The organism is Microbacterium enclense, from assembly GCA_038182865.1.
In the GTDB taxonomy this organism is placed as follows: Bacteria; Actinomycetota; Actinomycetes; order Actinomycetales; family Microbacteriaceae; genus Microbacterium; species Microbacterium enclense_B.
The window spans coordinates 3035397-3056089 of sequence record CP116226.1 but is presented as its reverse complement, the minus strand read 5'-3'; the positions used below and the strand labels follow the sequence as shown (position 1 = coordinate 3056089).

Annotated in this window: 22 protein-coding genes and 1 pseudogene; 12 read left to right on the top strand and 11 right to left on the bottom strand. The window is 69.0% G+C overall.

The features are described 5' to 3' along the window. Positions 1-94: 94 nt before the first annotated feature. Positions 95-1123 carry a class II fructose-bisphosphate aldolase gene (gene fbaA / locus PIR02_14365; protein WZH35937.1) on the top strand — a complete coding sequence of 343 codons (1029 nt, stop codon included), beginning with the start codon at positions 95-97 and terminating at the stop codon, positions 1121-1123. Positions 1124-1396: 273 nt separating this feature from the next. Here the strand turns inward: fbaA and PIR02_14360 are convergent, their stop codons facing one another. From PIR02_14360 to PIR02_14340, 5 genes are read right to left on the bottom strand one after another with little or no spacing between them, the layout of a single operon-like run. Beyond that, positions 1397-1942, bottom strand: coding sequence for an MOSC domain-containing protein (locus PIR02_14360; GenBank protein WZH35936.1), 546 nt, complete (start codon positions 1940-1942; stop codon positions 1397-1399). Positions 1943-1951: 9 nt separating this feature from the next. After that, positions 1952-2653 (bottom strand): zf-HC2 domain-containing protein, encoded by a 702-nt coding sequence (locus tag PIR02_14355; GenBank protein ID WZH35935.1) that lies wholly within the window; start codon positions 2651-2653, stop codon positions 1952-1954. Continuing rightward, positions 2650-3156, bottom strand: coding sequence for a sigma-70 family RNA polymerase sigma factor (locus PIR02_14350; protein ID WZH35934.1), 507 nt, complete (start codon positions 3154-3156; stop codon positions 2650-2652). Before PIR02_14350 ends, PIR02_14355 begins: the two co-directional genes overlap by 4 nt. 53 nt (positions 3157-3209) lie before the next feature. Beyond that, positions 3210-3773: a DUF6264 family protein gene (locus PIR02_14345; protein ID WZH35933.1), complete on the bottom strand. Its 564-nt coding sequence runs from the start codon at positions 3771-3773 to the stop codon at positions 3210-3212. Further along, a complete protein-coding gene (locus tag PIR02_14340; protein ID WZH35932.1) occupies positions 3770-4831 on the bottom strand; it encodes a 4-hydroxy-3-methylbut-2-enyl diphosphate reductase in 1062 nt (353 codons plus the stop codon). Before PIR02_14340 ends, PIR02_14345 begins: the two co-directional genes overlap by 4 nt. Before the next feature lie 56 nt (positions 4832-4887). Between PIR02_14340 and xseA the strand changes: the two genes are divergently transcribed. From xseA to PIR02_14305, 7 genes are read left to right on the top strand one after another with little or no spacing between them, the layout of a single operon-like run. Next, positions 4888-6207, top strand: a complete 1320-nt coding sequence (xseA, locus tag PIR02_14335) for an exodeoxyribonuclease VII large subunit (GenBank protein WZH35931.1) — start codon at positions 4888-4890, stop codon at positions 6205-6207. A 10-nt stretch (positions 6208-6217) separates the two neighbouring features. Beyond that, the gene (locus PIR02_14330) at positions 6218-6448 is read left to right on the top strand and encodes an exodeoxyribonuclease VII small subunit (protein ID WZH35930.1); all 231 of its coding nucleotides are present in this window, start codon (positions 6218-6220) and stop codon (positions 6446-6448) included. Then, positions 6448-7080 (top strand): DUF4245 family protein, encoded by a 633-nt coding sequence (locus PIR02_14325; protein ID WZH35929.1) that lies wholly within the window; start codon positions 6448-6450, stop codon positions 7078-7080. The genes PIR02_14330 and PIR02_14325 overlap by 1 nt, the downstream gene beginning before the upstream one ends. A gap of 8 nt (positions 7081-7088) precedes the next feature. Then, positions 7089-7733: a carbonic anhydrase gene (locus PIR02_14320; protein ID WZH39019.1), complete on the top strand. Its 645-nt coding sequence runs from the start codon at positions 7089-7091 to the stop codon at positions 7731-7733. A gap of 31 nt (positions 7734-7764) precedes the next feature. Further along, positions 7765-9159, top strand: coding sequence for a class II fumarate hydratase (locus tag PIR02_14315; protein ID WZH35928.1), 1395 nt, complete (start codon positions 7765-7767; stop codon positions 9157-9159). A gap of 52 nt (positions 9160-9211) precedes the next feature. Continuing rightward, positions 9212-10627, top strand: a complete 1416-nt coding sequence (locus tag PIR02_14310) for a HAMP domain-containing sensor histidine kinase (protein ID WZH35927.1) — start codon at positions 9212-9214, stop codon at positions 10625-10627. Continuing rightward, positions 10624-11280 (top strand): response regulator transcription factor, encoded by a 657-nt coding sequence (locus tag PIR02_14305; protein WZH35926.1) that lies wholly within the window; start codon positions 10624-10626, stop codon positions 11278-11280. The genes PIR02_14310 and PIR02_14305 overlap by 4 nt, the downstream gene beginning before the upstream one ends. A gap of 286 nt (positions 11281-11566) precedes the next feature. Here the strand turns inward: PIR02_14305 and PIR02_14300 are convergent, their stop codons facing one another. After that, positions 11567-12916, bottom strand: coding sequence for a PhoH family protein (locus PIR02_14300; protein ID WZH35925.1), 1350 nt, complete (start codon positions 12914-12916; stop codon positions 11567-11569). Positions 12917-13126: 210 nt separating this feature from the next. Then, on the bottom strand, positions 13127-13900 hold the full coding sequence (locus PIR02_14295; GenBank protein ID WZH35924.1) for an isoprenyl transferase: 774 nt from the start codon (positions 13898-13900) through the stop codon (positions 13127-13129). Positions 13901-14063: 163 nt separating this feature from the next. Between PIR02_14295 and PIR02_14290 the strand changes: the two genes are divergently transcribed. Then, positions 14064-14756, top strand: a complete 693-nt coding sequence (locus PIR02_14290; GenBank protein WZH39018.1) for a hemolysin III family protein — start codon at positions 14064-14066, stop codon at positions 14754-14756. A gap of 91 nt (positions 14757-14847) precedes the next feature. On the opposite strand, the gene PIR02_14285 is transcribed toward PIR02_14290, so the two are convergent. Further along, positions 14848-15105: a hypothetical protein gene (locus PIR02_14285; GenBank protein ID WZH35923.1), complete on the bottom strand. Its 258-nt coding sequence runs from the start codon at positions 15103-15105 to the stop codon at positions 14848-14850. Between the two features lie 63 nt (positions 15106-15168). Here PIR02_14285 and PIR02_14280 point away from each other — a divergent pair, with 63 nt between their 5' ends. Together PIR02_14280 and greA are read left to right on the top strand one after the other, a co-directional pair. Further along, a complete protein-coding gene (locus PIR02_14280) occupies positions 15169-15564 on the top strand; it encodes a DUF4307 domain-containing protein (protein WZH35922.1) in 396 nt (131 codons plus the stop codon). A 102-nt stretch (positions 15565-15666) separates the two neighbouring features. Beyond that, positions 15667-16158, top strand: a complete 492-nt coding sequence (greA, locus tag PIR02_14275) for a transcription elongation factor GreA (GenBank protein WZH35921.1) — start codon at positions 15667-15669, stop codon at positions 16156-16158. A 190-nt stretch (positions 16159-16348) separates the two neighbouring features. Here greA and ilvA read toward each other — a convergent pair whose 3' ends face one another. Together ilvA and PIR02_14265 are read right to left on the bottom strand one after the other, a co-directional pair. After that, positions 16349-17578: a threonine ammonia-lyase gene (gene ilvA, locus PIR02_14270; protein WZH35920.1), complete on the bottom strand. Its 1230-nt coding sequence runs from the start codon at positions 17576-17578 to the stop codon at positions 16349-16351. Then, a complete protein-coding gene (locus PIR02_14265) occupies positions 17575-18765 on the bottom strand; it encodes an AI-2E family transporter (GenBank protein ID WZH35919.1) in 1191 nt (396 codons plus the stop codon). The genes ilvA and PIR02_14265 overlap by 4 nt, the downstream gene beginning before the upstream one ends. A 70-nt stretch (positions 18766-18835) precedes the next feature. Between PIR02_14265 and PIR02_14260 the strand changes: the two are divergent. Further along, positions 18836-20113 (top strand): annotated as a pseudogene (locus tag PIR02_14260) (winged helix DNA-binding domain-containing protein). Positions 20114-20115: 2 nt separating this feature from the next. Here PIR02_14260 and PIR02_14255 read toward each other — a convergent pair. Then, entirely contained in the window at positions 20116-20685 is a 570-nt protein-coding gene (locus tag PIR02_14255; GenBank protein ID WZH35918.1) for a LemA family protein, read from the bottom strand. Between the last annotated feature and the right edge of the window lie 8 nt (positions 20686-20693).

Below are 20693 nucleotides of genomic sequence, written 5' to 3'. Positions count from 1 at the left end.
GCGCATACTCCCACACTTCCTCCGCCTCGACCCTCATCACGATCCGGCGGCTTCGCTAGGCTGGCGGTGTCCCCACACCGACACAAGGAGCACAATGCCCGTCGCCACCCCTGAGCAGTACGCCGACATGCTGGACCGCGCCAAGGCCGGCAGCTTCGCGTACCCCGCGATCAACGTCTCGAGCTCGCAGACCATCAACTCGGTGCTCCAGGGCCTGACCGAGGCCGGCTCCGACGGCATCCTCCAGGTCACCACCGGCGGCGCCGACTACTTCGCCGGCCACACGGTGAAGGCCCGCGCGACCGGCGCTCTCGCTTTCGCGAAGTACGTGACCGAGGTCGCGAAGAACTACCCCATCACGGTGGCTCTGCACACCGACCACTGCCCGAAGGACGCGCTCCCCGGCTTCGTCATCCCCCTGCTCGAGGCCTCTGAAGAAGAGGTCAAGGCGGGTCGCAACCCGATCTTCCAGTCGCACATGTGGGACGGTTCGGCTGTTCCCCTCGACGAGAACATCGACATCGCTGCCGAGCTCCTCCCCCGGCTCAACAACATCCACGCGATCCTCGAGATCGAGGTCGGCGTCGTCGGCGGCGAAGAAGACGGCGTGCAGCACGAGGGTTCCAACGAGGCCCTCTACACGACGGTCGCCGATGTGACCAAGGCCGTCGAGCGTCTCGGCCTCGGCGAGAACGGCCGCTACATCTCGGCCCTCACCTTCGGCAACGTGCACGGTGTGTACAAGCCGGGCGGCGTCAAGCTCCGCCCCGAGCTGCTCGGCGAGATCCAGGAGGGTATCGCCGCGAAGTTCGGCACCGGCCCCAAGCCTCTCGACCTCGTCTTCCACGGCGGCAGCGGCTCGACCGACGAGGAGATCGCCCTCGCGGTCTCCAACGGCGTCGTGAAGATGAACATCGACACCGACACGCAGTACGCCTTCACGCGCTCGATCGCGGGCTACATGTTCTCGAACTACGAGGGTGTGCTGAAGCTCGACGGTGAGGTCGGCAACAAAAAGCAGTACGACCCGCGCGCGTGGGGCAAGGTCGCCGAGTCGGCGATGGCCGTCCGCGTGGTCGAGGCCACGAAGCAGCTCGGCTCCTTCGGCAAGTCGCAGGGCTGATTCGATTCGCCCCTCCGAACGCCCCGGCTCCGACCGGGGCGTTCGTCGTTTCGGGATGCCGCGCCCGCGCCGTCCAGGAGGCGGCACGGTCGTACCCCACACCGACCGAGGACTGGCCCCGTATGCGCGTCGAGCGCGTTCCCGGCGGACGCTTCGCCGAGGTCGACACGGAGCGCGAGCCACCCCCTCGCCGGGACGACGGCGGCGAACCACCGCGTCGCCGGGAGTGCGCGCGAGCGCCCCACGGCGGCGGCGACGCCGGCGGGTGCGGGATCAGCCGCGGTACACCTCGAGAACGGTGGGCGCCCCCTGGGGCGACCGCAGGATCTCGATGGCATCCCCCGCCTGGACGTCGCCCGCACGGCGGACCCGGAGGTAGGCGCCGAGGCGACCGGCATCCGAGAATCTCTTCACCCATCCGCGCGCATCGCGGCCACCCACCCACCGCGCGAACGTGGCGCACGGCGTCCGCGGCATGGTCACCTCGACCTCGACCGTGTCGCCGATGCGCCAGACCTCACCGATGCGCGCCGCGTTCACGTCGATGCCCTCGACGCGGAGGTTCTCACCGAACCACCCGGGACTCAGATCGCGCCCCAGCTCGTTCTGCCAGTACTCGGCGTCGGCCGCCGAGTACGCGTAGACGGCCTTGTCGCGCCCACCGTGATGCTTGCGGCTCGCCTGCACGTCGGCGCGGACGCCGAGAGGGCCCACCCGCACCGGACCCTCCAGCGGTCGCTTGTCGATGGCGGTCACGCCGACCGAACCGGCGTCGGGGTGCAGGCTGTGGACGGCGCAGACGGCGACGAGGCGTGGCATCCGACGATGCTACGGGGTGGAGAAGTCCCGCCGCATGACGACGCGGTCGCCGTCCATCGAGCGGATCTCCACGGACCCGATGCGGGATGCGGCGAGGTCGGTGCCCGCGCTGAGCTCGGTCGTCGAGCCCGGTCCCGCACGCCAGGTCGAGAGCACCGAGGTGGCCCCGGAGTCATCGGTGACCGCGAGCGCATACGGCCAGCCGCCGGGCGGCGCGTCGAGCACCTCACCGGTGTACTGGCAGACCAGGTCGATACGGGTGCCCCACGCCACCGAGGTCAGCTTGACCGAGGCCTCCAGCGGGGCACCGGCGACGTCGTCGAGCGCGTACACCGTGCCCGAGGAGGAGGTCGCGTTCGTCACGGTGATCACGGTGGGCACGGCCACCGCGATCAGGGCGAGGGATGCCGCGAGCGTCCACGCCGTGATCCGGCGGGCGCGCCGTCGCCGTGCGGTGCGCACGACACGGCCACGCAGAGACGGGTCGGGAAGCACCACGGACACAGGGCCACTCGAGGCGTCGATGGCGCGCGCACGCTCCGCCGACAGACGCGACAGCAGGCCGGCGGTCGGCGCGAGTTCGGCCACCGCTTCGCGGCACGCGGCGCAGTCGGCGAGGTGCTCCTCGTACTCCGCGCGATCGGCACCCGACAGGGCGCCGAGCACGTAGGCGCCGTCCCAGCTCGACAGCCGCTCATGATCGGCGCTCATCGCGTCACGCCCCTCTCTTGCAGCGCGAGCCGCAGTGCTCGCACCGCGTAGTGCAGCCGTGATTTCACGGTCCCCGCGGGAATCCCCAGTTCCTCCGCCGACTGTGCGACGCTTCGACCGCCGTAGTACGCGCTGACGATGACGGCGCGGTGGTCCGGCGTCAGCGTCGCGAGCGCCTCCTCGACGAGGAGAGCGTCGAACATGGCATCCGTGTCGTCGTCTCGACCAGACTCCGGCAGTTCCTCGACCGGCAGCTCGTGGCGCCGCCGCGCGCTCCGCGCCTCGTCGATGACGATGTTGCGCGCGACCGTGAACATCCAGGACCGTAACGACCCCGGGTCATCGCTCATGATGCGCGGAGTCCGCCAGGCGCGCAGCAGGGTTTCTTGCACGACGTCGTCGGCGCCGGCGTGATCGCCCGTCAAGCTCACGACGTACCGCCAGACCGGTGCGGCGTGCGCGTCGTACAACGCGGTCAGACGCGCGTGATCATCTCGCACCACGGCCGGCTCCTCCTTCTGTTCTCAGGAGAACACGGGATGCCGGCCTTCGCGGTTCACTTCGCGATGCCGTCCATGAGGGTCGAGAGGTAGGACGGATCGCTCACGAGGGCGATAGCGATGCACGCGCCACCGAGGACCGTGACGACGGCGAAGCCCACCAGGGGCACCCAGAACGAGATGCGCCCCTTCCTCAGCCGTCGCCATGTGACCACGGCTGTGATGAGATACACGACGCCGTAGATGACGGCGGCCACGGCACCCCACACGAAACCCGCTGTGAGGTTCGAGTAGGTCGCATCGATGTTCAAGACCTTGGCCGCCTGCTCGGCGTAGTTCGGGAAGTCGAGCACCTGCGTGATCGTGGTCACCACCGACAACAGCCCGTAGACGAGCAGCATCAGGGTGATCACGCGGTCCACGAGCGGCCCCCGGCCCGCGGCGGGAACGGTGGACGCGGATGCCGGCGGGTTCGGGCTCGACGCGGGAGCCGCCTGCTCGGGCGCGACGCCCGCCTCGAGCGACTCGGTCACCTCCGGGCGCTGGATGCGCGCCTGCTGCTCTTCGGGCGTGGCGTACTCCCCGAACTGCGGGCGGGGCCGCGGGTCGGGATCGCTCACGAACGCCCCCGGCCGCCCAGCGCGCGCTGATCGCGCTGGCCCGTGGCATCCTGTCGCAATTCCTTCGGGAGCGAGAAGATGAGGTCTTCCTCGGCGGTGCGCACCTCTTCGACATCGCGGTAGCCCGCACCGGCGAGTTCTTCCAGCACCTCACTGACGAGGACCTCGGGAACCGAGGCACCGCTGGTGACGCCGACGGTCTCGACGCCGTCGAGCCATTCCTGCTTCACCTCGTCGACGTAGTCCACGCGGTAGGCGGCCTTGGCACCGTGCTCCAGAGCGACCTCGACCAGGCGCACGCTGTTGGAGGAGTTGGCCGAGCCCACGACGATGACCAGATCGGCACCGACCGCCACCTTCTTGATGGCGACCTGACGGTTCTGAGTGGCGTAGCAGATGTCGTCCGACGGCGGGTCCTGCAGGTGCGGGAAACGCAACCGCAGTCGCCGCACGGTCTCCATCGTCTCGTCGACCGAGAGAGTCGTCTGCGACAACCAGACGACCTTCGACGGGTCACGCACCTCGACGGTGTCGGCGTGCTCGGGTGAGTTGACGACCGTGACGTGCTCGGGAGCCTCGCCTGCGGTGCCCTCGACCTCCTCATGACCGTCGTGGCCGATCAGCAGGATCTCGAAGTCGTCGCGCGCGAAGCGCACGGCTTCGCGGTGCACCTTGGTCACGAGGGGGCAGGTCGCGTCGATGGCCTGCAGACCACGGTCGGAGGCGGCAGAGACGACGGCCGGCGACACTCCATGGGCGCTGAAGACGACGTGGGAACCTTCGGGGACCTCGTCGACTTCCTCGACGAAGATCGCGCCCTTCTTCTCGAGCTCGGTGACGACGTGGATGTTGTGCACGATCTGCTTGCGCACGTAGACGGGGGCGCCGTAGCGGTCCAAGGCCTTCTCGACCGCGACCACGGCACGGTCGACACCGGCGCAGTAACCGCGAGGAGCGGCCAGCAGCACCCTCTTCTGTCCCTTGACCGGGATATCCTGGAGCCGGCCACGTCGACCCGGGATCCGGGGAACGGGCAGTTGGACGACAGGTGTGCTCACCCCTCGATTCTACCGGGGCGCCCCTGGACGACGGCCGAACCACCACACAGGAGCTCATGACCTCGTTCCACCCCGAGACGGTGCCCGGCGAGGCCCCTCCCGCCGATTCGGTCCACCCGCGCGATTCGCGCACCGACACTCCGACGTCGGTGTCGCGGCTCAACGACACGATCCGCGGGTTCATCGAACGCTGGGGCTCCGTCTGGGTCGAGGGCGAGATCACCTCGTTCAACCGGCGCGGCGGCAACGTGTTCGGCCGCCTCAAGGATCTGAACAGCGAGTCGACGGTCGCTTTCCGCATCTGGTCGAGCACGCTGGCGCGACTGCCGAAGGACTTCCAGGTCGGCGACCATGTCGTCGCGTGCGTCAAGGCCGACTACTTCCCGCGCACCGGTGACTTCTCCTTCGCGATCTCGGCGATGCGCCATGTCGGTCTGGGCGAGCAGCTCGAGCGTCTCGAGCGTCTGCGGGTGCAGTTGCGCTCGGAGGGTCTCTTCGACCCGGTCCGCAAGAAGAAGCTGCCCTTCCTCCCCCACTGCATCGGCCTCATCACCGGGGAGAACTCGGATGCCGAGAAAGACGTGCACCGCAATGCGGAACTGCGCTGGCCGCGCGTGAACTTCCGGACCACCTACGCCGCGGTACAGGGTGACCGCTGCGTCCCCGAGACCCTGGCCGCGCTGAAGGCGTTGGATGCCGACCCCGAGGTCGACGTCATCATCATCGCCCGAGGCGGCGGCGATCCGCAGACGCTGCTCGGCTTCAGCGACGAGCGTCTCGTGCGCGCGGTGGCGGCGGCATCCACCCCCGTGGTCAGCGCCATCGGGCACGAGAACGATTGGCCTCTTCTCGACGAGGTCGCCGACCTCCGCGCATCGACGCCGACCGACGCGGCCAAGCGCGTCGTCCCCGATGTCGCGGAGCAGCGCGCCCTCGTCGCCCAGTTGCGAGCGAGGTTGACCGGACGCCTCACCCAACGTGTCCTGCACGACATCGCCCAGCTCGAGCAGATCCGCTCACGCCCCTCGCTGCGCACCCCGCACGCGATGCTCACCTCCCGCGCGCAAGAACTGTGGATGCTGTCGAACAGGGGACGCGACATCGTCGATCGTCGCCTCGAGAGCGAGCGTCGACGCACGCAGGAGTTGAGCACCGCGCTCCGTGCCCTGTCGCCCCTGGCGACCCTCGCGCGGGGATACGCCATCGCCCACCTCGACGGCGGCGTGATCGTCCGGGACGCGAGCCAGGCCCCGGCCGGCGCCGCACTGACGGTCACCGTCGCGCGCGGAGCTGTCGCGGCACGCTCGGAGGGCGAGCTCGCGGATCCCATCGACGACGAGGCACCCGGCGACGGGCTGTCCGCGAGGCCCGCCTAGAATGGATGCCATGACCGCGACGACTCCCGGCCCCTCCGCGGACGTCGCGACCCTCTCGTTCGAGCAGGCCCGCGACGAACTGGTGCGGGTCGTGTCCGAACTCGAGCAGGGCGCACCGACCCTCGAAGAGTCGCTGGCTCTCTGGGAGCGCGGCGAGCAGCTCTACGCGCGCTGCGAAGAATGGCTCCTCGGCGCCAAGCGCCGCCTCGATGCGGCTCGCGGCGAGGGCGAGGAGAGCTGATGGGACGCGTCGTCGCCGAACTTGGCCGCCCCGAGACCCCCGAAGAGACCGCGGCCCGCAAAGCCGAGTCTTCGCGGCGATACCGCTCCAGCAAGACGTTCCGCAACCTGATAGCGGCGATGCTGGTGACCGTGGCCGTGGTCTTCGTCATCATCGCCGCCGTTCCTCGTGGGGAGCCGGCGCCGCGGCCCGAGCCGGACGTTCCCGCGTTGGCCGCCGACCTCGCGGGTGACCGCGGTCGACCCGTGCTGTCGCCGTCGCTCGGCGAGGGCTGGCGCGTCAACCAGGCGACCGTCGAGGGTGTCGGCGGCACCGAGGCGTGGACGATGGTCTACGTGAAGTCCGGCGAGTCGGGCTTCCTCCGCGTGGCCCAGGGGTTCGACACCGATGAGGCCTGGGTCGGCCAGGTCCTCGACGGCACCCGCAGCACCGAGACCGTCGACATCGACGGCATCACGTGGGACGTCTACCGCCCGGCGAACCCCTCCGGCACCGGCAACATCGACTACGCCCTGGCCACCGCCGCCGGCCCCGACTACGTGCTCGTCTACGGCGACGCGGCCCCCGAGACCGCTGCTCTCGCGGCCGGTTCCGTCACCACCCAGGTCGAGCAGTTGAGAGAGGTTCCGTGAGCGAGCGCATGTCTCCGCATCAGGTGTGGGAGCAGATGGTCGAGGGCAACCGACGCTTCGTCGCCGGCGAACCCGCCCACCCCCGGCAAGACGTGGAGCGTCGCGCCGAACTCGCCGCCTCGCAGCACCCCAATGCGGCGCTCTTCGGCTGCTCCGACTCTCGTCTGGCCGCCGAGATCATCTTCGACGAAGGTCTCGGCGACCTGTTCGTCGTGCGCAACGCCGGCCAGGTCATCTCCGACTCGGTCATCGGCAGCCTCGAATACGCCGTCGGTGTGCTCGAGGTTCCCCTCATCGTCGTCCTCGCGCACGACGCGTGCGGCGCCGTGGGAGCCGCCATCGAGAGCACCGGTGTCGACGCACCGACCCTCCCCGCCTACATCTGGCGACAGATCGCACCGATCGTGCCCGCCGTGCGGCGCGTGCAGCGCGAGAACGCCGTCGACGGACACCTGCCCGATCACGTCGACCCCGAGCTGGTCGGCCGCGAGCACCTCCGGCACACCGTCGCCGATCTGCTCCGCGCCTCCGAATTGATCAGCGAAGCCGTCGCCGACGGGCGCATCGCGGTCGTGGGAGCCAACTACCGACTCGACGACGGAGAAGCGTTCCCCGTCGTTATTGTGGGCGACGTGGACGATCCGCGCGTCTGAGACAGACCGAACGATCAGGAGGAACGACGACGTGACCGACATCGAGTACCGCATCGAGCACGACACCATGGGTGAAGTGCGCGTGCCGAAGGACGCCCTCTACGCGGCGCAGACCCAGCGCGCGGTCGAGAACTTCCCGATCTCGGGCTCGGGCCTGGAGTCCACGCAGATCGCCGCTCTCGCGCGCATCAAGAAGGCGGCCGCTCTCGCGAACAAGGAGCTCGGCACTCTCGACGCCTCGATCGCGGATGCCATCGCCCAGGCGGCAGATGAGGTCATCGCCGGCACGCACGACGCGCACTTCCCGGTCGACACCTACCAGACCGGCAGCGGCACCTCGTCGAACATGAACATGAACGAGGTCCTGGCGACCCTCGCGACGCGCATCCTCGGGTCGACGGTCCACCCCAACGACCACGTCAACGCGTCGCAGTCGTCGAACGACGTCTTCCCCACCTCCGTGCACATCGCCGTCACGCAGGCCCTCATCACCGACCTCATCCCGGCGCTCGCGCACCTGTCGACGGCGCTCGAGGCCAAGGCCGAGGCGTGGAAGGGCATCGTCAAGTCGGGTCGCACCCACCTGATGGATGCCACCCCCGTCACCCTCGGTCAGGAGTTCGGCGGCTACGCGCGACAGATGCGTCTCGGCATCGAGCGTGTCGAGGCCGTCCTCCCCCGCGTCGGCGAAGTCCCCCTCGGCGGCACCGCCGTCGGAACGGGCATCAACACGCCCCTCGGCTTCCCCCAGAAGGTCATCGAGCTGCTCGCCGCCGAGACGCAGCTCCCGATCACCGAGGCCAAGGACCACTTCGAGGCTCAGGCGAACCGCGACGGCCTCGTCGAGGCATCCGGCGCCCTCCGCACGATCGCGGTGTCGCTGACGAAGATCAACAACGACATCCGCTGGATGGGCTCTGGTCCCAACACGGGCCTCGGCGAACTGCACATCCCCGACCTGCAGCCGGGCTCGTCGATCATGCCCGGCAAGGTCAACCCGGTCGTGCCCGAGGCCACCCTCATGGTGTGCGCCCGCGTGATCGGCAACGACGCCACGGTCGCGTGGGCCGGTGCCTCCGGCTCGTTCGAGCTCAACGTCGCGATTCCGGTCATGGGTACCGCGCTGCTCGAGTCGATCCGCCTGCTGTCCAACGCCATGCGTGTGCTGGCCGACAAGACCATCGACGGCCTCGAGGCCAACGTCGGTCGCGCCGAGGCGTTCGCCGGGATGTCTCCGTCGATCGTGACCCCGCTGAACAAGGTCATCGGATACGAGGCCGCGGCGAAGATCGCCAAGCACTCGGTCGCCAAGGGCATCACGGTGCGCGAGGCCGTCATCGACCTCGGGTACGTCGAGCGCGGCGAGATCACCGAAGAGGTGCTCGACGCCAAGCTCGACCTGCTCTCGATGACGCACCCGGGCTGATCCCGCCGAGACCGACGCAGGAAGTGACGCCGAGGCGCGCCATAATCGAAGGATGAGCCGCACCCCGAGACCCGTCTCGGTGCGTGCGCGACTCCTCGGCTCGATCCTCGGCGTCCTCCTGCTCGGGCTCATCATCGCGGGCGGGGTGACCTTCCTCGTGCAGAGCGAGCGCGTCATCGCCAACGCCGAGCGGCAGCTCGACGGCTTCACAGCCACGGCCTCGACGAGCGGAACGGATGCCGTCGACCTGGTGGCCGCCGCCATCCCCGGTCGCACGGACGGGACGATCGCCCTGGCGGGATCGACCGTCCTCGCCCGCACGCCCTCGCCGCCCGGCCTCGCTCTTGCAGAGGACACGGTCTTCGTGCCCGCCGTCGCCGATGCCATCGCGCGCGGCGACCTGCGGGGTCGCCTCGCCAGCGAGCACGGGGAGGTGCTGTACGCGGCCGTCCCCCTCGGCGATGCGACGCTCGTCCAGGCCATCTCCGTCGATCAGCGCATGGAACTGGTCACGCTGTCAACGACGACGTTCGCGATCGCCGGCACCGTCGTGCTGCTGTCCGTCGCGGTCGCGGGGTGGTTCGTCACCGGCCTGCTCTTCTCCCCCCTTCGTCAGCTGCGTGACACCACGGATGCCATCACCATCGCGGATCTGGGCACGCGCCTTCCGCGCCAAGGGAACGACGAGATCGCCGACCTCACCTCGTCGGTCAATTCGATGCTCGATCGTCTGGCGATGTCGGTCGAGGCGCAACGACAGCTGCTCGACGACGTGCGCCACGAGCTGAAGACACCGATCACGATCGTGCGCGGCCACCTCGAGACGATGGATCCGGACGACGCCCATGACGTCGCCGAGACACGCGACCTGGGCATCGCCGAACTCGACCGTCTTTCGCGACTCGTCGACGACATCGACGCCCTGGCCGTGGTCGAGGCCGGTGCGCTCACGACCGAGGTCATCCATGTCGCCGACCTGACCGATCGCGTCGGCGAGCTCGTCAGCGCCATCCCCCAGCACGGGTGGACCATCGAGTCCCGGGGACGCGGGATCATCCACGGAGACCACGACCGCCTCGTACAGGCCTGGCTGCAACTCGCCGACAACGCCGCGAAGTACACCCCCGCGGGCTCGCCGATCGAGATCGGCAGCAGCACGGACGAAACCCGCGCCGACCTGTGGGTTCGCGACCACGGCCCGGGAATTCCTCCCGCGGCACGGCATCGCGTCTTCCGGCGGTTCGACCGCATCTCCACGCGCCGTGGCGTCGAGGGCTCGGGGCTGGGACTGTCGATCGTGGATGCCATCGCCAAGGCGCACGACGGGTACTGCACCGTCTCGGACACGCCGGGAGGCGGGGCCACGGTGACCCTGCACATCCCCCTCCGCCGCGCCCACTCCCCCGCCGATCTCCCGACGCCCGTGCGCGCGGGAGACGTCGTCATGCAACGAGAGGCCACCGGATGACACGCATCCTCATCGCCGAGGACGAGGAACGCATCGCGGCGTTCGTCGCCAAAGGACTGGAAGCCGCCGGCTACCAGACGACCACCGTCGACGACGGGGCCGACGCGTTGACCACCGCGCTCTCGGGCGATGTCGACCTGGTCCTCCTCGACGTCGGGCTCCCGACGCTCGACGGCTTCGAGGTGCTGCGCAGCCTCCGCGGGCAGGGATCGCCCGTGCCGGTGATCATGCTCACCGCGCGCACCAGCACGCGCGACACCGTGGACGGTCTCGATGCCGGCGCGAACGACTACATGGCCAAGCCGTTCAAGTTCGACGAATTGCTGGCGCGGGTGCGTTCACGCCTGCGGGAACCCATTACGGCGGGCACTGTGTCGATCGCGCACGGCGACGTCACCTTGGACGTCCGCGGGAGACGCGCGAGCATCGACGGCCGCGACGTCGATCTCAGCGCACGCGAGTTCGCCCTGGCCGAGGAGTTCCTGCGTCACGCCGGGCAGGTGTTGAGCCGTGAACAGCTGCTGAGCCGTGTGTGGGGGATGGATTTCGACCCCGGATCGAATGTCGTCGACGTCTACGTGCGATATCTCCGGGCGAAGTTCGGGGCGGCGCGAATAGCCACGGTTCGCGGAGCGGGATACCGCTGGGAATAGCGCCGAGCACCCGAAAGCCCCCGGCGGGGGGACGAACCGGGGGCTGTGGGGAGATCTGCTCGGGGGTCTTCCGACTTACCCGAAATGCGGCGACCGGCCCGTGAAGAGCAGATCTCATGTTTCTACAGGGGGAACCGCCGGGGCGGTGACGAGACTGTTGCCTCGTCGATGACTCAAGTCTGCCGACAGTTTGTGAAAGTCGCAGGAGCTAAAGATGAGAAAGCTCTCATCTTGGACGAAGAGGAGGGCCCGGGCAGACACCCAGGCCCTCCTCTTCTGGCGATCGTCAGGAGAGCTCGCCGGCCTCCAGCAGCTCGGTGACCAGGGCCGCGATCGCCGACCGCTCCGAACGCGTGAGGGTGACATGACCGAAGAGCGAGTGTCCCTTGAGGGTCTCGATCACCGAGGCGACACCGTCGTGACGCCCGACCCGGAGGTTGTCACGCTGGCCGACGTCGTGGGTCAGGACGACGCGGGAGTTCTGACCGATGCGGCTCAGCACCGTCAGCAGGACATTGCGCTCGAGCGACTGGGCCTCGTCGACGATCACGAACGCATCGTGCAGGGAACGACCACGGATGTGCGTCAGCGGAAGAACCTCGAGGAGACCCCGCGCCAGCACCTCCTCGAGCACGTTGCCCGAGACGAGGGAGCCGAGGGTGTCGAACACCGCTTGACCCCAGGGCCCCATCTTCTCGGCCTGGTCGCCGGGAAGGTAGCCGAGTTCCTGTCCACCGACGGCGAACAGGGGCCGGAACACGATGATCTTCTTCTGCTGCTGACGCTCGAGCACCGACTCGAGAGCGGCGCACAGCGCGAGGGCGGACTTACCGGTGCCCGCTCGTCCGCCCAGTGACACGATCCCCACCTCGGGGTCGAGGAGGAGGTCGAGAGCGATGCGCTGCTCGGCCGACCGGCCATGCAGCCCGAAGGCGTCGCGGTCACCGCGGACCAGGCGGAACTCCCCGTCCCCGGTGACACGGCCGAGGGCAGAACCTCGCTCCGAGTGGATGATCAGCCCCGTGTTGACGGGCAGACCGACCACCTGGTCGCTCGTTGCGACCTCGCTCTCGTAGAGGTCGCTGAGATCGTCGCCCGAGATGTCGAGCGAGGCGATGCCGGTCCACCCCGAGTCCATGGCCTGCTCGGCCAGGTATTCCTCGGCCGTCAGACCCAGGGATGCCGCCTTCACGCGCATCGGCAGATCCTTGGAGACGACCGTGACCTCGGCGCCGTCCTTCGCGATGTTCATCGCCACGGCCAGGATGCGGCTGTCGTTGCCACCGGTGCGCATCCCCGATGGCAGGACCATCTGATCGGTGTTGTTCAACTCGACGCGGAGAGTGCCGTCGTTGCCGACCGGGACGGGGAAGTCGAGACGACCGTGCTCGATGCGCAGTTCGTCGAGGTGGCGCAGAGCCTGACGGGCGAAGTACCCGATCTCCGGGTCGTGCCGTTTGCCCTCGAGTTCGGTGATGACGACGACGGGGATCACGACGGAATGCTCCGCGAAGCGGAAGAACGCCCGCGGATCGCTCAGAAGGACGGACGTGTCCAACACGTATGTCCGCAGATCCTGTTCCGAGACGCTGCTCTCGTCGACGTGACGCTGGTCGAATGGTGCTCGTGCAGTCACAACCCACTCCCGACCCGGGTGTCTCACCCGGTTGTCACGAGTCGACCTGTGGTCACGAGTCGCGATCCGATGGCCGACTCGACCGGGCTCCGTGCCCGATGTGATCACCGTACGATGCCTCGGGACGTTCGAGGGTCGTTAACACGCCACGAAAATGACGAGTGTGTGAACAACTCTCACCCTCGCCCTGAGGGTTTCCGGTGCCCCGGCTTACTGACCGAAACGACGGTCGCGGGCACCGAAGTCACGGATCGCCCGCAGGAAGTCGACCTCTCGCAGGTCGGGCCCGAGCGCCTCCACGAAGTAGAACTCCGAGTGCGCCGACTGCCAGAGGAGGAAGTCACTGAGCCGCTGCTCCCCCGATGTGCGGATGACGAGATCGGGGTCGGCCTGCCCGCCGGTGTAGAGGTGCTCCCCGATCTGCTCGGGGGTGAGGCTCGCCGCGAGTTCCTCCATCGAACCGCCCGACGCGTCGTGTTTGGCGATGATGCTGCGGACGGCGTCCACGATCTCACTCCGACCGCCGTAGCCCACCGCGAGGTTCACATGGAGTCCCGTGTGCGACCGCGTGCGCTCGGTGACCTCGCGGAGGACCCCGGCCAGCTCCGGCGGCAGCCCCTCGGCGCGACCCACGTGCTGCACCCGCCAATCGGGCTCGAGAGACAGTTCGCTCGCCAGCTCCGCGATGATCTCCAGCAGGTCACCGAGTTCGCGACTGTCACGCTTGACGAGGTTGTCGTTGGAGAGCAGGTAGAGCGACACCACCTCGATGCCGAGGTCGTCGCACCAGCGGAGGAACTCGTGCATCTTCGCCGCACCGGCCCGATGCCCGTGGGCGGCACTGTCGTAGCCGAGCTGTCTCGCCCACCGCCTGTTTCCGTCGATCATCATGGCGACGTGGTGCGGGACGGTGGCCGGCATCCGGCGTCGCAACCGCGACGCGTACAAACGGTAGAGGGGTCCGCGCCCCTCGTTCCTTCGCATCCGCGCCACCCGCCTACGCTACCGCGCACACCGCTCTCGCCCCATCCGCACAGCGCCGATTCTCCTGGGGAAAAGGTGAGCGTCGTGCCGCGTTCCGACAGCGGCATGGCCGTGCGCGTAGGGTTTTCCTGTGACACGGACGACTCCCGCCGACGGCCCCGATATGCCGCAGCTTCCTCTGCTCGAAGCGTCGGCCGTGGGCGCGCAGGACGAGGTGAAACCGAGCTGGCGGGGCTGGATCCATGCCGGCACGTTCCCCGTCGCGATCGCGGCCGGAATCGTCCTCATCGCGCTCGCTCAGGGCGCCCCCGCCAAGTGGGCCTCGGCGGTGTTCGCGGCATCCTCCCTGCTGCTGTTCGGCAACTCCGCGCTGTACCACCGCTTCATCTGGAAGCCGACGACGAAAGCCGTCCTCAAGCGCATCGACCACGCGAACATCCTGCTGTTGATCGCCGGAACGTACACGCCGCTGGCGGTCCTCGCCCTGCCGACACCCAAGACGGTCCTGCTGCTGTCGATCGTCTGGGGCGGCGCGCTCCTCGGCATCCTGTTCCGCGTGTTCTGGATCAACGCGCCTCGGTGGCTGTACGTGGCGCTGTATCTCGCCCTGGGCTGGGCCGCGGTGATGTACCTGTTCGACCTGCTCGACGCGAACGTCGCGATGATGATCCTGGTGGTCGTCGGCGGTCTGCTCTACACGGCGGGAGCCGTCGTCTACGCGCTCAAGCGTCCGAACCCCTGGCCCGGTCATTTCGGATTCCACGAGATCTTCCACGTGTGCACCGTGCTGGCGTTTCTCTGCCACTGGACCGCGTGCCTGCTGATCGCGCTCGCGCCGGCCTACCACGGCGGCTGACGCGCGGGCACCGTATCCGCCCAGGTGCAGTCGCTCGATCTCTGCTCGCGCGCGCACGAGGCGGCCGGATGCCGAGGCATCCCGGCCGTCGTCAGCTTCGGGGCGTCACGGAACCGCCGTCGTCACCGTCGACGGCGCGCGCCCGCTCCTCGGCGTCGAGCTCGGCGTTGACCTCTTCGCGGTAGCGTCCGCGACGGATACGACGCAGCATGTCCCAGACGAGGAAGAAGACCGCGACACCGATGAAGGCGATCGCGGCGAAGCCGAGCGGCCCGGGCGTGACGATGGACTCGTCGGGAGTGTTGGCCGGGGTGGGCGTTGTCGCGAGAGCGACGAGCACGGGAAGCATGGAGTCCTTCGGTCCGGGCGGAAGCGCGTAGCCTGGAAGTCCAGCCTAAAGCCCGGAGACACCATGACGACGCAGCAGATGCTCGATGAGCGCTACGGCCGCAGCACCTCGCCGCGTCGACGCATCGTGCTGTGGAGCATCGTCGCCGTCGTCGCCCTGACACTCACCGGTCTCCTCGGCTGGACCACGGTGTCGAACAGCATGCGATCCGTCACGGCCACCGACACGGGGTTCACCGTCGTCGACGCGAGCAGCGTCACCATCTCTTTCCAGTTCACCGCGCCCGTCGGCGAGCCCGTGGCCTGCGCGATCGAGGCACAGGACGAAGAGCACGGGACCGTGGGCTGGCGCGTCGTGGAGTACCCGGCATCCGAGGATCACAGCCGCGCCTTCTCGGAGGAGATCCCCACCCTCGCGCTGGCGACCACAGGTTTTGTCAACTCCTGCTGGGTGCCGTAAAATAGCCAGTCACGACGCGCCCCGGCTCGATGCCGGGGCGTTCGACATATCCCCCGGCGGCCACCCCGATGGATGCCGCTCGCCCTCGACGAAGGAGTACCCGTGTCCAACGACGCTCAGGTGACGTTCCTCACGCAAGACGCCTACGACCGCCTCGCCAACGAGCTCGAGCACCTCTCGACCACCGGCCGCGAGGAGATCGCGAAGCGCATCGAGGTCGCGCGCGAAGAGGGCGACCTCAAGGAGAACGGCGGCTACCACGCCGCGAAAGACGAGCAGGGCAAGCAGGAGGCGCGTATCCGCACGCTCCAGCAGCTGCTCAAGGATGCCAAGGTCGGCGAGGCCCCCGAGAGCCACGGCGTCGTCGAGTCGGGCACCGTCGTGACCGCGATCATCGCGGGCGGCGAAGAGGTCTTCCTGCTCGGCAACCGCGAGATCGCGGCCGACTCCGAGCTCGACGTGTACAGCGAGGCGTCGCCGCTCGGCGCCGCGATCCTCGGCCTCAAGGAGGGCGAGAAGAGCTCCTACACGGCACCCAACGGCAAGGAGATCTCGGTCGAGATCGTCAAGGTCGAGACGTACTCGGGCCAGTAAGCCCGCCCGTTTCGCGAGCCGCTCCCCCGCGCGGGGTGAGCGGCTCGCGGCGTTTCCGGCGCTGAGGCTCGTCGCGGCGTCCGGCGCCTCGTGCGGATCGGACGCGTTCGATCGGGGCGCGCGAGCCGTGGCGGAGGCGTGCCCTGGGGATGCGCGTCCGTCGCGGACGCGTGTCCGTCGCCGATACGCGTCAGTCGGGGACGACGGTCGCGATGAACCCGGCATCCTCGAGCGTCCGGATGACCAGAGCCCGGTGCTCGGCACCACGGGTCTCCACGCTCAGCTGCAGGATGACCTCGCTGATCTGCAGACCTTGACCGTGGCGCGTGTGCAGCACCTCGATGACGTTCGCGCCGACCTGGGCGAGGAGCTCCGATACGCGCGCGAGCTGGCCCGGGCGGTCGGGAAGCGGGATGCGCAGCGACATGTAGCGACCGGATGCCGACAGGCCGTGCGCCACGACACGCTGCAGCAGCAGCGGGTCGATGTTGCCACCCGACAGGATCGTGACCGTCGGGCCGGTGGCCTGGACCTTGCCGGCGAGGATGGCCGCGACACCGACGGCACCGGCCGGCTCCACGACCTGCTTCGCGCGCTCCAGGAGGACGAGCAGGGCACGGGCGATGTCGTCTTCGGTGACCGTGACGACCTCGTCGATGTACTCGCGGATGAGCTCGAAGGGGAGGTCACCCGGGCGCGCGACGGCGATGCCGTCGGCGATCGTGGGAGTCGTCTCGACCTGCATCGGATACCCGGCGGCGAGGGACGACGGGTAGGCGGCGGAGTTGTGGGCCTGGACGCCGATGATACGAACCCGCCGCCCCTCGGCCGCTGCCCGAGCCTTGACGGCGGCGGCGACTCCGGCGGCGAGGCCTCCCCCGCCGATGCCGACGATGATCGTGTCGAGGTCGGGCATGTCCTCGACGAGTTCGAGACCGAGGGTGCCCTGACCGACGATGATGTCCCGATGATCGAAGGGGTGGATCAGCACGGCGCCGGTGCGCTCGGCGAACTCGGCCGCGAGCCGGAGGGGCGTCTCCACGGTCTCGCCCTCGAGGATGACCTCGGCGCCGTAGCCGCGCGTGGCGAGGAGCTTGGGCAACGGCACGCCCAGCGGCATGAAGATCGTCGCCGGGATGCCGAGCTGCTGGGCCGCCAGGGCGACGCCCTGCGCGTGGTTGCCCGCGGATGCCGCGACGACGCCGCGGGCGCGCTCCTCGGCGGTCAGCCGGGACAGGCGGTAGGTCGCCCCGCGGATCTTGAACGAACCGGTGCGCTGGAGGTTCTCGAGCTTGAGGTTGACGGGAACGCCGAGCAGTTCGGTGAGGTGCAGGGACTCGTCGAGAGGGGTCCGCGTGATGATGCCGCGCAGAGCCTGCGCGGCATCTTCGAACTCGGCCAGGGTGGGAGTGTCGTTCATGATCTCCTTCCGCGCTCGCGCGGGACGGTCTGCCAGATGAGATCTCGGGATGCCAGCGGCTGGCCCGCGTGCTCCCACGCCTTCGAGCTGAGGTACACCGCGACGACGTTCACGAAAGCCGCGAGGGGGACGGCGAACAGCGCTCCGGCGATCCCGCCGATCATCGCTCCCCCGGCGACGACGAGGACGACGGCGAGCGGGTGCACCTTGACTGCCGAGCCCATGAGGATCGGCTGCAGGATGTGGCTCTCGACCTGCTGCACCCCGAGGACGACGATGAGCATGAACAGGGCGATGAGCGGGCCGTTGTAGACGAGGGCGATGAAGACGGCGAGTGCCCCGGTGGCCACGGCCCCGACGAAGGGAATGAACGCGCCGAGGAAGACGAGGACGCCGATAGGGATGGAGAGGGGCACGCCGAGGAGGAAGGCTCCCAGCCCGATGCCGATCGCGTCGATGGTGGCCACCAGCAGCTGGGTGCGCGCGTAGCTCTTGACGGTGCGCCAGCCGGCGCGGCCCGCTCCATCGACCGCGGGGCGGGAGACGCGGGGGAACAGCCGGGTGGTCCACCGCCAGATGCCGCCGCCGTCGGCGAGCAGACACAACAGGATGAAGAGCGTCAGCAGCACGCCGGTGCCGACGTGACCGAGCGTCGTTCCGATCGCGAGGGCGCCCGTCCACAGCAGCTCGGCCTGCTGCTGCAGGAACGACCCGGCCTGTGTGAGTCCGTCGTCGATCTGCTGGGCGCTGAGGTGCAGGGGCCCGTCGATGAGGTACTGACGGAACTGCTCGACCGCCAAAACCGTGCGGTCTTGAACCGAACCGAACTCGCGGGAGATCTGCCACACGGCGAGCCACACCAGGCCCGAGATGATCGCGATCGTCCCGAGCACGGTGACGACGATCGCCAGCCACTTCGGCCACCCGTGCCGCTGGAGGAACGAGAAGGCGGGCCACACCAGTGCGGTCACCAGGATGGCCACGAGAAGCGGGATCACCAGCAGCTTGAGCTGGATGACGACCCAGATGATCACGCCGAGAGCCGCGGCGATGACGAGCAGTCGCCACGCGTAGGCCGTCGCCTGGCGCAGAGCCGGGGGTACCGGGGGCTGCAGATCGCTGGAGACAGTACGGCGCTTGAGGGCATCGAAGAACGATCCGCGGGGCTCGGGATCGGTTCCGGTCATCCTGTCAGCCTACCGCCGCGCTTCCCGGGTGATCGCTGTGATGTCGGAAGCGGTGGCTACGGTGAGAAGCATGACCACGACGCTCCGTCGCGCCGACGCACGCCGTATCGCTCTGGCCGCCCAGGGCTTCGCCCGACCCCGTCCCGACACGGTCGGCACGCGCCAGATCACAGGCGCCCTGCACCGCATGCGCATCCTCCAGATCGACTCCGTGAACGTCTTCTCCCGTTCGCACTACATGCCGCTGTTCGCGCGTCTCGGCGCGTACGACACCGCGCTGCTCGACAAGCTCGCCTTCGCCCGTCGACCGAGATGGGCGGAGTCCTGGGCGCACGTGGCATCCCTCGTCTAGGTCGACGACTGGCCGTTGCTGCAGTTCCGTCGCGACGCCCTGCGCGCCAAGTACGGAACCGACGCGTGGGCCGACGCCAATCAGCCGCTGCTGCGCTGGCTCCTCGACGAGCTGGCTGGGCGGGGGCCACTCCGACCCGCCGAGATCGATCACGATGCACGCAGCGGTTCGCGCGGATCGTGGTGGGGATGGGACGACGTCAAGAACGGCCTCGAACGGCTCTGGCTGTTCGGCGACGTGGCGATCGCGGGCCGACGGGGGTTCGAGCGGCGGTACGCCCTGGCATCCGATGTGCTGCCGACCTCCGCGCTCGAGACGACCGTGCCCCGGGCAGAGGCGATCGCCGAGCTCGTCCGCCGCGCCGCGGTGGCCTACGGGGTGGCGACAGCGGCAGACCTGGCCGACTACTGGCGTATCCGCGACCGTCCCGCCGTCATGTCGGCCGTCCACGATCTCGTCGACGCCGGGGAGCTGATCCCCGTCCGCGTCGAGGGGTGGGAGGTCGCAGGGCGCCCGGCGAAGGCCTGGCTGCACCGGGATGCCGCTCGCCCTCGGCGCGTCGACGCCGCAGCGATCCTCACGCCGTTCGACCCCGTGGTGTGGTTCCGCGATCGCGCCGAGAGGCTGTTCGACTTCGACTACCGCATCGAGATCTACACCCCCGCGCCGCAGAGGCGCTTCGGCTACTACTCCCTGCCCGTGATCGTCGGCGACGACGTCGTGGGACGCCTCGACCTGAAGGCCGACCGCGCGTCCAGCGCGCTGCGGGTCCAGTCAGCGTGGTGGGAGCGGGGTGCACCCCCGGATGCCGCCGAGCGCGTCGCCGCGGAGCTGCTCACGGCGGCGCGCTGGCAAGGCCTCGAGCGCGTCACGGTCGCCCGGTGGGGCGACGCCGCCGACGCCGTCGCGGGCGCACTGAGCGCCGAACGTCACGAGCACCCCGACGGTCGCGCAAACGGAGACGCGCCCCCTCCGGCGAGCGGAGGGGGCGCGTGACGTCAGAACTGGACGCGCGGTGGTTCCGAGATGGCGGCCCCGTCGACGACCTCGAAGAACTCGCGCTCGCTGAAGCCGAGCTGTCGAGCGAAGAGGTTGTTCGGGAAGACCTTGATCTTGGTGTTCAGCTCCCGCACGCCACCGTTGTAGAACCGGCGCGAGGCCTGGATCTTGTCTTCGGTGTCGACGATCGAGTGCTGGAGCTGCAGGAAGTTCTGGCTCGCCTGCAGCTGCGGATACGCCTCGGCGACCGCGAACAGCGACTTGAGCGCTTGCTGCATGTGCCCTTCGGCGACACCCGCTTCAGCGGGACTCTCAGCCGATAGCGTCTCGGCACGCGCCCGCGTGACGTTCTCGAACACGGCCTTCTCGTGCGCGGCGTAGCCCTTGACCGTCTCGATGAGGTTGGGCAGCAGATCAGCGCGGCGCTTGAGTTGGACCGTGATGTCGCTCCACGCTTCGTCGACGCGCACGTTCAGCGCGACGAGCGAGTTGTACGTGGCCCACAGATAGATGCCGGCGATCACCACGATGCCGACGATCACCAAGACCGGTACGAGCCACTCCCACATAAGTCCCC